This is a genomic window from Pseudomonas sp. FW305-7 (assembly GCF_058786735.1).
In genome coordinates this window covers 216,355-227,042 of sequence record NZ_JBYSZA010000005.1, presented here as the reverse complement: position 1 = coordinate 227,042, position 10,688 = coordinate 216,355, and the positions used below count along the sequence as shown (strand labels likewise).

6 protein-coding genes are annotated in these 10,688 nt (G+C 61.6%); 3 read left to right on the top strand and 3 right to left on the bottom strand.

Annotated features, from left to right (window positions below; translation table 11 throughout):
- Positions 1 to 333 precede the first annotated feature (333 nt).
- Entirely contained in the window at positions 334 to 2,424 is a 2,091-nt protein-coding gene (locus tag AC3WMT_RS09550; protein ID WP_103303745.1) for a mechanosensitive ion channel family protein, read from the top strand.
- A 156-nt stretch (positions 2,425 to 2,580) separates the two neighbouring features.
- Here the strand turns inward: AC3WMT_RS09550 and AC3WMT_RS09545 are convergent, their stop codons facing one another.
- Positions 2,581 to 6,867: a DEAD/DEAH box helicase gene (locus AC3WMT_RS09545; protein ID WP_103303744.1), complete on the bottom strand. Its 4,287-nt coding sequence runs from the start codon at positions 6,865 to 6,867 to the stop codon at positions 2,581 to 2,583.
- Between the two features lie 302 nt (positions 6,868 to 7,169).
- Between AC3WMT_RS09545 and AC3WMT_RS09540 the strand changes: the two genes are divergently transcribed.
- Positions 7,170 to 8,054 (top strand): sugar nucleotide-binding protein, encoded by an 885-nt coding sequence (locus tag AC3WMT_RS09540; protein WP_103303743.1) that lies wholly within the window; start codon positions 7,170 to 7,172, stop codon positions 8,052 to 8,054.
- Positions 8,047 to 8,976 (top strand): NAD-dependent epimerase/dehydratase family protein, encoded by a 930-nt coding sequence (locus AC3WMT_RS09535; RefSeq protein WP_103303742.1) that lies wholly within the window; start codon positions 8,047 to 8,049, stop codon positions 8,974 to 8,976. The genes AC3WMT_RS09540 and AC3WMT_RS09535 overlap by 8 nt, the downstream gene beginning before the upstream one ends.
- Positions 8,977 to 9,216: 240 nt before the next feature.
- On the opposite strand, the gene AC3WMT_RS09530 is transcribed toward AC3WMT_RS09535, so the two are convergent.
- On the bottom strand, positions 9,217 to 9,915 hold the full coding sequence (locus AC3WMT_RS09530; RefSeq protein WP_103303741.1) for an OmpW/AlkL family protein: 699 nt from the start codon (positions 9,913 to 9,915) through the stop codon (positions 9,217 to 9,219).
- A 246-nt stretch (positions 9,916 to 10,161) separates the two neighbouring features.
- On the bottom strand, positions 10,162 to 10,680 hold the full coding sequence (locus AC3WMT_RS09525; protein ID WP_103303778.1) for a DUF3299 domain-containing protein: 519 nt from the start codon (positions 10,678 to 10,680) through the stop codon (positions 10,162 to 10,164).
- Positions 10,681 to 10,688: the final 8 nt, after the last annotated feature.

Genomic DNA, 10,688 nt, shown 5'->3' with positions numbered 1-10,688 from the left:
TTTGTCTTGAGCGCAAATATCCCAATGCCAGATGACTGTCATTGTTGAAATCATCATCTTGGAGAGAGCCTTTGTGGCGAGGGGATTTATCCCCGATCGGCTGCGCAGCAGTCGCAAACCAGCCAACTCGCTCTAGCTGGAAAAAGGGAATTCAGGCTTGGGGCCGCTTCGCAGCCTATCGGGGATAAATCCCCTCGCCACAGGGGAAGGTTTCAAAAAAATGGCATTCAGAGGGCTTACTGTGGGTTCAGTGGGTTATTGAGGCAAAAACCGAACTTGTCCGCCATTCACCGATCAGTTCCTTACACGTTCAGCCAACGGGAGATCGGAGTTTTGATCAAGTTCAGGATCGCCATTCTGCTGGGAGCATTGTTGTTTCTAGGTGCCAACGAACTCGAAGCCGCCGCGCTGCCGGGCGTTCCGGCCGCTGCTGAAGAGCCGGCCAAACCCGAGCCCATCGTGCAGGGCGGCCTGCTCGGCGCCATCAGTTCGAGCATCGACGACGTCCAGGACAAACTCGATCTCAACGAGCATCTGGTCGACGCCTGGCGCCTGCGTGCCGATCGTGCGGCGGACGAAGTCGACAAACTGGTCAATCAACCCTCGAACCGCTCGGGCTGGAGCGTTGCCGGTGATTTCCTGACGTTGTCCGGCGTATGGCTGGGCGCTTTTGCATTGTTGACCGTGCTCGGCAGCCTGTCGGCCAGACGCCTGCGCGAGAGCCGTTGGTTTCGCACCCGTCAGCGCAGCCAGGATCTGCTCGGTTATTTGCTGCCGTACACCGTGCCGGCGCTGATTTGCTTGCCGCTGACCCTGTACGTCAGCCATTTTCTGCAAGCTTCGGTGGGGCGTGCGCTGGCGCTATGCTTGGCCTACGCCACCAGCAGCGGCATCTTTTCCACCTCGATGTTGTTGTGCGTGGTGGTGATGTTCAACGTCGGCCACAAACGCCCGGCGGCGCAGATCATTCGTGACTACTGCCCGCGCCCATTGTTCCTGATCGGCTTCCTCGCCGCCCTCAGCGATGCGCTCACCAGCCCGCAGATCGCCCGGCAACTGGGCGGCAATATCACCAGCAGCATCGCGGTGTTCACCGGGCTGATCGCCTCAATCATCTTCGGTTTGCTGGTGATTCGCCTGCGCCGTCCGGTGGCGCATCTGATCCGCAACCGGCCGCTGAACCAGCGGTTGAAACAACCCTCATTGCAGGAGTCGCTGCGGATTTTTTCCGGGCTTTGGTACTGGCCGATTGTATTGATGGTGCTGGTCTCGGCGGTCAATCTGATCGGCATTGGCGAGGACAATCAAAAGGCCCTGCGCTGCGCGTTGTTCACCACGGTGCTGTTGATCGGCACGGTGTTTCTCAGCACCATCCTGCAGCATCTGTTCAAGTCGCGAAAAGCCGAGGCGTTACAACGCAGCAGCGCCTACAAGGAGCGCTTTCTCAGCCTATTGCACGCGTTGCTGCGGATCGTTATCGCGATTGCCTTCATCGATATCCTCGGGCGGATCTGGGGCGTATCGCTGCTCGATTTCGCCCAGAGCAGCACGGTCGGGCGGGCAATCAGTAACGCCTTGAGCAGCATCGGCCTGATCTTTCTGGTGACGTGGTTGTTGTGGGTGGTGCTCGACACGGCGATTCAGGAAGCCCTGAAACCGCCACTCAGTAAACGCGCCGCACGCCAGCCCAGCACTCGGGTGAAAACCATCCTGCCGCTGCTGCGCAATGCGATCAAAATCATTCTCGTGGTGATCTGCGCGATCACCACCATGGCCAATCTGGGGATCAACGTCGCGCCGCTGTTGGCCGGTGCCGGGGTGGTCGGTCTGGCCATCGGCTTCGGCTCACAGCAACTGGTGCAGGACGTGATCACCGGTCTGTTCATCATCATTGAAGACACTCTGTCGATCGGCGACTGGGTGGTGCTCGATTCCGGACATGCCGGCACAGTGGAAGGGCTGACCATCCGCACCCTGCGCCTGCGTGACGGCAAGGGTTTTGTGCACTCGGTGCCGTTCGGCCAGATCAAGGCTGTCACCAACCAATCGCGGCAATTCGCCTATGCGTTTTTCTCGGTGCAGTTCACCTATGACACGGATGTCGACAAGGCTATCGAATTGATCCGCGAGACCGGTGATTCGATCCGCGAAGACCCGTTCCTCAAGTACAACCTGCAAGGGCCGCTGGATGTGTTTGGCGTGGACAAGATGGATCTGAACGGCGTGGTACTGACGGCGCAGTTCCGTACGGTGTCGGGCGGGCAGTATGCGGTGAGTCGTGCGTTCAACCAGCGGTTGAAGAAGCTTGTGGATAACAACCCGACGGTGCACTTTGCGCAGACTTATCCACAGCAGGTTTTGTTGCCGAAGCGGCAGCCGCAGGAGGTAATCGCGACCGAGTTGCCGCAGGAGTCGCGGACTTGACTGGGGGATTTGTGGTGTGAGTGCTGGCCCTATCGCTGGCAAGCCAGCTCCCACAGGGTACCGGGTGATGCTGGAATAGAAGGCACACCACAAATCACTGTGGGAGATGCGGTGCGACGATTCGACTTGCCAGCGATGAGGCCAGAACCACCAACCTCAATTCCGGATCAGTTTGCTGCGCATTTGTTCCATCGAGATCTGATCCAGCTCCAGCCAGATCTGCTGCTTGCCGGCAATCACCGCCGCCGCTGGCAACCCATCCCGATACACCAACCGATTGCTCGCCAGCGCCGGCACTTTCACCCCCGGCAACAACGTCCCGGCCAGGTTCAGCGGATCAACCCCGCACACCGCAATCAAACTCCCGTCGTGCGGCCGCCGCCGTACTTCACGCAGCAACGGAATCGCTTCGGGCAAGGCAAACTGTTCACCGGCCAAGCCACTGACAAACCGCCCGCCACGAATCTCGCCGCGTGCTTCCAGTCGATGAAAGGTACGCAGCAACTCACGCCAACTCGGCAACCAATCGGCCTCACGTTCCAGCAGGCGCCAGAACACCACGCCGTAGCGGCGCAGCAAAGTCATCGCGACATGTTCCAGAATTAGGTTGTTGTCCACAGCCTGCCCGCGCCGCAGCAAAGCCCAACGCCCGGCATCGTCCATGCCGCCGACAAACGCGCCGCGTCCGCGACGACTGCTACGCTGCTGGCGTTTGCTGGCCGGGGGGATCAGCGCGCGCAGGCCGGCGAAGCTGTCGGCATTCACCAATCCGGCACCGACCAGTTCCTGCAAGGCGATTTCCAGTTCGCTGCGCAGCAGATGCGCCTCATGAATCAACTCATCGAAAAACAGTGCGCCGTGCTGACTCAATGCTTCGAACACCTTCCGGGTTTTCGGCGACAGTTCGCTGGCCGGCGTCTGTTCGGCCAGTGCACTCCATAACCCGACCTGGCTGCGCGGCAGCAGCACAATCGGCGTGCTGCGCAATGCCGTGCCGCTGACTTTCTGGCGGGCACTGAGGCGCGTCCACACCAGTTTGCCGCTGCGGCACAAATCATCCAGCCAGCTCGGCGAGTAGTCCTTCAGCCGCGCCGGGAGGATGTCGCTGTCCCACGCCGATGCGGCCGCCGCATAGCCTTCGAACTGACCGACAATTGCCGGCAGCACGGCGCTGCCCTGGCCTTGCGTGGCGGGGGACAGATGCTGCCAGTCGAACAGAAACCGCATGAAGTCCTGCAACGCCACCGGCTCGATTTCCCGGCGCAGGCGCTTGACCGTGTAGCGATGAATCCGCGCCAGCAAGTGGCGCTCGCACCATTCTTCCACTGCCGATCCCGGCGTGAATTGGCCGCGTAATACGTAACCCTCGCGTTCCAGTTGCGCGAGGGCCTGATTGACCTGCGGTGTCGGCAACGCGAGTGGTTCGGCAATGGCGGCTAACGGCAGCGGACCGAAGGCGCCGAGTCGGGCGCGGATCACTTCAACCAATGCGTCATCGAACGTCCAGACCTCATCGAAACCGGGCAGTGCTTGTTGCGGCGGTTGCAGCGTGGCCTGTGGATAAAGCGCTTGCAGGCACGTCAGGCGCTCTCGGGCCAGCCACAACGAGCGCTGTGAATCGATCTGCAAGTGGCAGGCGCGACCGCTCGCAGTCAACGTGTCGAGCCATTCGCGCCAGTGTTCGCCCGCCTGAACTTCACGGTCGCTGATGCAGGCAAGGCTCATCAGTGCTTCATGCATTTCATCGATGTTCGCGGGCGTCGGCCAGGCTTCTTCACGCACCGCGTTGATCGCGTCGGTATCCAGCGCACCCAGATCATCGGTGGATTGCGGATCGCTCCAGCGTCGGTTGATCACCGCTTGGGTGCGGCGCTCTTCCAGCGGCGCGTCATCGAGAAAGGTGTAGGGGCGGGCGCTGAGAATCTCTGCCGCCAGCGGTGACGGCGCCGGCAGATCGCGGCTGATCAGGCGCACCTCGCCACTTTCCATGCGCCGCAGCAGATGGAGCCAGCCTTCACTGTCCATCGCCTCGTGCAGGCAATCGTCGAGGGTCTGCTCCACCAGCGGATGCTCGGGAATCTCGCGCTCGCCGGCGAGGTTTTCCAGGCAGGCGATCTGATCCGGAAACACGCTGGCGATCAGGTCTTCGCTCTTCATGCGCTGCAACTGCGGCGCGACTTTGCGTCCGCCGGTAAAACGCGGCAACGCCAGCGCTACGCCGGCATTCCAGCGCCAGCGCACGCCGAACAGCGGCGCATCAAGCACCGCTTGAATCAGGGTGTGCTCGGCGTTTTTGCTGTGCAGATAACGCCAGACATCATCAAGCTCGAAACTGTGACTGGTGGACAGCGACAGCACGATCGCATCTTCACTGGCCGCCGCCTGCAACTCGAAGTTGAAGGTGCGGCAGAAACGCTTGCGCAGGGCCAGACCCCAGGCACGGTTGATGCGGCTGCCGAACGGCGAATGGATGATCAGTTGGGTACCGCCGGACTCGTCGAAAAACCGCTCCATCAACAACGTGTCTTGCGAGGGCAGGGCGCCAAGGGTCTGGCGTGCGCGAGCGAGGTATTCGACCAGTTGTTCGGCGCTGGCAAGGTTGAGGCCGAGGGCTTGCGTCAGCCAGTCGAGCGCCGGTTGCAGATTGCCGGGGCTGGCGCCGAGCAATTTGTCGAGCGTCGCTTGCAGGCGCGCCACCGCGGAGGACAGTTCATCGCTGCGCCCCGGCGCTTCGCCGAGCCAGAACGGAATGGTCGGTGGCTGTCCTTGCGCATCCTCGACCCGCACCTTACCGGTTTCCACCCGCAGGATTCGGTAGGAGGTGTTGCCGAGCTGAAATACATCGCCGGCGATGCTTTCCACCGCGAAGTCTTCGTTGACGCTGCCGATGTTCAGGCCTTGGGGCTCGAGCATCACGCTGTAATCGGCGTTGTCCGGGATAGTGCCGCCGCTGGTCACCGCCGTCAGTTGCGAGCCGCGCCGGCCACGCAATGTGCGGCTGACCGCGTCGCGATGCAGGTAGGCGCTGCGAATACCTTGTCGGCCGTTGTAGCCCTCGGCGAGCATCGCCAGTAGGGCCTGATAGTGTTTTTCATCGAGATCGCGATAGGGCGAAGCTTTACGGAACATCGCCAGCAGCGCGTCTTCCGGCCATTCCTGGCAACTGACTTCGGCGATGATCTGCTGCGCCAGTACATCCAGCGGTGCTTCGGGGATGTGCAGGGTGTCGAGTTCGCCACGGCGCACGCAGTCGAGCAGGGCGGCGCACTCGATCAGGTCGTCACGGGTGGTGGCGAACAAGCGCCCCTTGGGCGTACCGCCGACCTGGTGGCCGGAGCGCCCGACCCGTTGCAGAAATCCGGCGATGGAACGCGGCGAGGCAATCTGGCAGACCAGGTCGACTTCGCCGATATCGATACCCAGTTCCAGTGACGCGGTGGCGATCAGCACTTGCAGTTCGCCACGCTTGAGCCGCTGTTCGGCGTCGAGACGAAATTCCTTGGCCAGACTGCCGTGGTGCGCCGCCACCGCGTGTTTGCCGAGACGCTCGCTGAGGTGGCGGCTCAGGCGTTCGGCGAGGCGGCGGGTGTTGACGAAAATCAGTGTGGTGCGGTGTTCGCGGGCAAGTTCGGCGAGGCGCTCGTAAACCAGCTCCCAGACATCGTTGGCCATGACCGCCGACAACGGCACGGGCGGTACTTCGATCCCCAGATCCCGGGGGCGCGCATGGCCGATGTCGATGATTTCGCAGGGGCGACCGCTGCCAACGAGGAATTGCGCCACGGCTGCGACCGGTTTCTGCGTGGCGGACAGGCCGATGCGGGTCAGCGGTTCGGCGCACAGCGCTTGCAGCCGCTCCAGGCTCAGGGCCAGATGACTGCCGCGCTTGCCGGCGGCCATCGCGTGGATTTCGTCGATGATCACCGTGCGCGTGGTGCCGAGCATTTTCCGGCCTGATTCTGAACCAAGCAGCACGTAGAGCGATTCCGGGGTGGTCACCAGAATGTGCGGCGCGGTCTTGCGCATGGCGGCGCGTTCTTTTTGCGAGGTGTCGCCGGTGCGCACGGCGGTAGTGATGTGCAGTTCCGGCAGGTTCATCTGGCGCAGTTGCTCGGTGATCCCGGCCAGCGGATTTTGCAAGTTGATGCGAATGTCGTTGGACAGCGCCTTGAGCGGCGAGACATAGACCACCAGGGTCTCATCGGGCAGTCCGTCAGGGTTTGCCAGGCCCCGGTGGACGAGATCGTCGAGCACGGCGAGGAATGCGGTGAGGGTTTTGCCGGAACCGGTCGGTGCGGCGATCAGCGTTGAGTGGCGCTGGCGGATCAGCGGCCATGCGCGGGCCTGGGCGGCGGTGACCGTCGGGAAAGTGCTGCTGAACCAGGCGCTGACGGCGGGGTGAAAGCCTGCCAGCGCCGCGTCCGTGGGAAGGGGCAGATTCATGGGACAAGTTATGCGGGTGAGGGCGGGAAGATGCAAGTACCGCTGGGATCTCCACTGGCTATCAGAGCCTCATCGCTGGCAAGCCAGCTCCCACAGGGTTGGCGCTGTACACAAATCCTGTGGGAGCTGGCTTGCCAGCGATGGGGCCAATAGCCACAGCATAAATCAGGGGATCTACACTTTACGGATGACGGTTGCGCACTAAACCCGCAAAATGCAACGATTCCGGCAATTATCGACGACGGTTCCACAAGTCCCGTCGCCAAAGCCATCGTTCCTATCAGACTGGGCCTGCTGACTTTATGCGAATGCGCCTTATGTTACTGGGCGGCGGAAATGCCCTTGGGCAGGCGCTGATTCGCCTCGGTGCGGAGGAAGACATCGGTTTCCTCGCCCCCCGCCCGCCCGAAGACGGCTGGGATGCCGCGAGCCTGACGCAACTTCTCGACGATACTCGTCCCGATGCGTTGATCAATCTCGCCTACTATTTCGACTGGTTTCAGGCCGAGACGGTCAGCGAAAGCCGCATGGCCGGGCAGGAACGCGCCATCGAGCGGCTCGCCGAACTGTGCCAGCACCACAATATCGTCCTCGTGCAACCGTCCAGTTATCGGGTGTTCGACGGTTCGCGTGCCACTGCATACAGCGAAAAAGACGAACCGGTGCCACTGGGCCTGCGCGGTCAGGCGTTGTGGCGGATCGAACAAAGCGTGCGCGCGACCTGCCCGCAGCACGTTCTGTTGCGTTTCGGCTGGCTGCTCGATGACAGCCCTGATGGCACCCTCGGACGTTTCCTCGCCCGTGCCGAACAACCGGAAGAATTGCTCCTGGCCGACGACCGCCGGGGCAATCCGACCCCGGTCGACGACGCCGCCCGGGTGATTATCTCGGTGCTCAAGCAACTCGATTGCGCGGCGCCGCTGTGGGGAACGTATCATTACGCCGGCCACGAGGCGACCACCCCGCTGGCGCTGGGCCAGGCGATTCTGACCGAAGCCCGCAGCCTGCATGCGCTGGCCATCGAAGCACCCACCGCGCAGGCTCACGCCGCGCGCCCTGACGCAGCCGAGGAACCGCAACACGCGGTGCTCGCCTGCAAAAAAATTCTACACACTTTCGGGATCAAGCCGCGCGCCTGGCGTGCCGCTCTCCCGGGCTTACTGGATAGGTTTTATCGCCATGGCTGAAGGTACTGTTTTAATCACCGGCGGCGCCGGTTTCATCGGTTCGCACCTGACGGATGCCCTGCTCGCCAAGGGGCACTCGGTGCGAATCCTTGACGATCTGTCGACCGGCAAACGCAGCAATCTGCCGCTGGATAATCCTCGGGTCGAGCTGATTGTCGGCGATGTCGCCGATGCGGCACTGGTTGCCCAGGCGGTGCAAGGTTGCAGCGCGGTCGTTCACCTGGCAGCAGTCGCCTCGGTGCAGGCGTCGGTGGACGATCCGGTGAAGACTCATCAGAGCAATTTCATCGGCACGCTGAATGTCTGCGACGCCATGCGTCTGGCCGGCGTCAAACGCGTGGTGTACGCCTCCAGTGCGGCGGTTTACGGCAACAATGGCGAGGGCGAATCGATTGATGAAGACACGCCCAAAGCGCCGCTGACGCCCTACGCGTCAGACAAACTGGCGGGCGAGTATTACTTCGACTTCTATCGCCGCCAGCACGGTCTGGAGCCGGCGATTTTCCGCTTCTTCAATATCTTCGGCCCGCGCCAGGATCCGTCCTCGCCGTACTCCGGCGTCATCAGCATTTTCAGCGAGCGTGCGCAGAAAGGCTTGCCGATCACCGTGTTCGGCGATGGCGAGCAGACGCGCGACTTTCTCTATGTCGAGGATCTGGTTGCTCTTCTGGTGCAGGCGCTCGAGCAGCCTGAAGTGGAAGTCGGTCCGGTGAATGCCGGCTGGAATCAGGCGATGAGCCTGAAGCAGATGCTCGCCGAATTGCAGAAAGTGGTCGGCGAGCTGCCTGCGATCAGCTACGCCCCGGCTCGCTCCGGCGACATCCGTCATTCGCGTGCGAACAACGGGCGCCTGCTGGAGCGATTCAAGATGCCAGAGCAGACGCCGATGAGCGTGGGTCTGGCGCGGTTGCTGGGAAGATAAAACGCAGAAACAAAAAAGGCGCCTTTGCAGGCGCCTTTTTTGTGGGCGGGGTATCGCTTTGACTCAGATGCGATCCCTGTAGCGAGGGAGCTTGCTTCCGCTCGACTGCGTAGCAGTCGACAATCCAATCTGCGGTTTTTCTGAAGCACCGCTAGTGCCTGTTTTGGGGGCGCTTCGCAGCCCAGCGGGAGCAAGCTCCCTCGCCACATTAGCCCGCATTCACCACCACGCGAATGTTCCTTAGAACTTGTAGCCCAGACCGACCATGTACACAAATGGATCAACGTCTACGTTCACCCGAGCACGAGTGCCCGGCGCAACGGCGTTGTTCTCCACAGTCGCGCGGGTATCGATGTCGATGTAGCGCACCTGGGCGTTGAGCATGATGTTGTCGGTCAGCATGTAGTCAGCACCGACCTGCCAGGCCAGACCCCAAGAGTTTTTCGCCTTGAAGTTGCTGAAACCGTTGGCGCTGGCTTCGCTGCCGACGTGCTCGTCGTAGATCCAAGTGTAGTTGATGCCGCCGCCGACATACGGTTGGAACGGCGACTTCGAATCCAGTGGGTAGTAGACGACGCTGAGAGTCGGTGGCAGGTGCTTCAGCGTACCCAGCTTGCCGTTGGCGGCTGGCAGGGCAGTGCCTTTGATCTTCACGTCATGCTCGAACGGCGTGGCCGCCAACAACTCGATGCCGACGTGGTCGGTGAGCATGTAAGCGAAGTTCAGGCCCAGTTGAGTGTCGCTGCTCATGGTCGCCTTGCCGCCCAGGTTGGTACCGCTCAGCGGACCCTGATCGACCTTGACGCTGGAGCTGTCGGCCTTCGGATTGACGGTGATTGCACCGGCACGGATCAGGATGTCACCGGCATCGTGAGCGTGGGCGAGCGGGGCTGCGAGCGCGAGAGCAAACAGCGAAGCGCTGAGCAAGGACTTGTTCATGGGGGCTCCGAAAGGACGTTAAAAATGTTTGATGTCCTATGGTACGAAGCCAACTGATACGGTCTTTTGACTCAGCTCAATGAAACAGTGAAGGAGAGGGTTTCTGTTGAACCTTTGCCGGCCCTATCGCTGGCAAGCCAGCTCCCACAGTGACCGAGTCGTTCACAAATTTTGTAGTCACCAGAGATACTTGTGGGAGCTGGCTTGCCAGCGATGGGGCCCTTGAAAAAAACAGACCTGTCGGGCTCACTCCGGCAGCTCATACACATAAATCTTGTCGGCATCCATCTGATACCCGGCATCCGCCAGTTCACTGCTCGACGCCTTGACCTGCAACGGCCCCTCGACCCAATACGGCTGATACAGCTCATCGAGCTTCACGCCGAGTTCGCTTTTCACATGCACGATCTGGTTCGACGGCGGTGGCGGCACATGGATGCACGCGCCGAAGTACGGCACCAGCAAGAAGTCCGTGGTACGCCCTTCTTCATTGACTTCCAGCGGCACGATGTAGCCCGGCAAACGAATGTTCTGACCGTCGAGTGATTGCACCACCGGCGCGTTCGGCATGTCCTGTCTGGCCGCTGGCGCAGATTCAGCGGACAGCGCATCGCTCATCTTCGACAGGTCGTGCAGCGGGGTCATGTTCGGCACTTCCGGCGCGGCGTCCGGGGGGATCATTTCCGACCAGGTCAGGTCTTTCGGCGCCGCCGCCCAAACGGGCAGGGCGACCAGCAATAACAGCGCAAGCACGGCGCGGGGCATGGTGAACA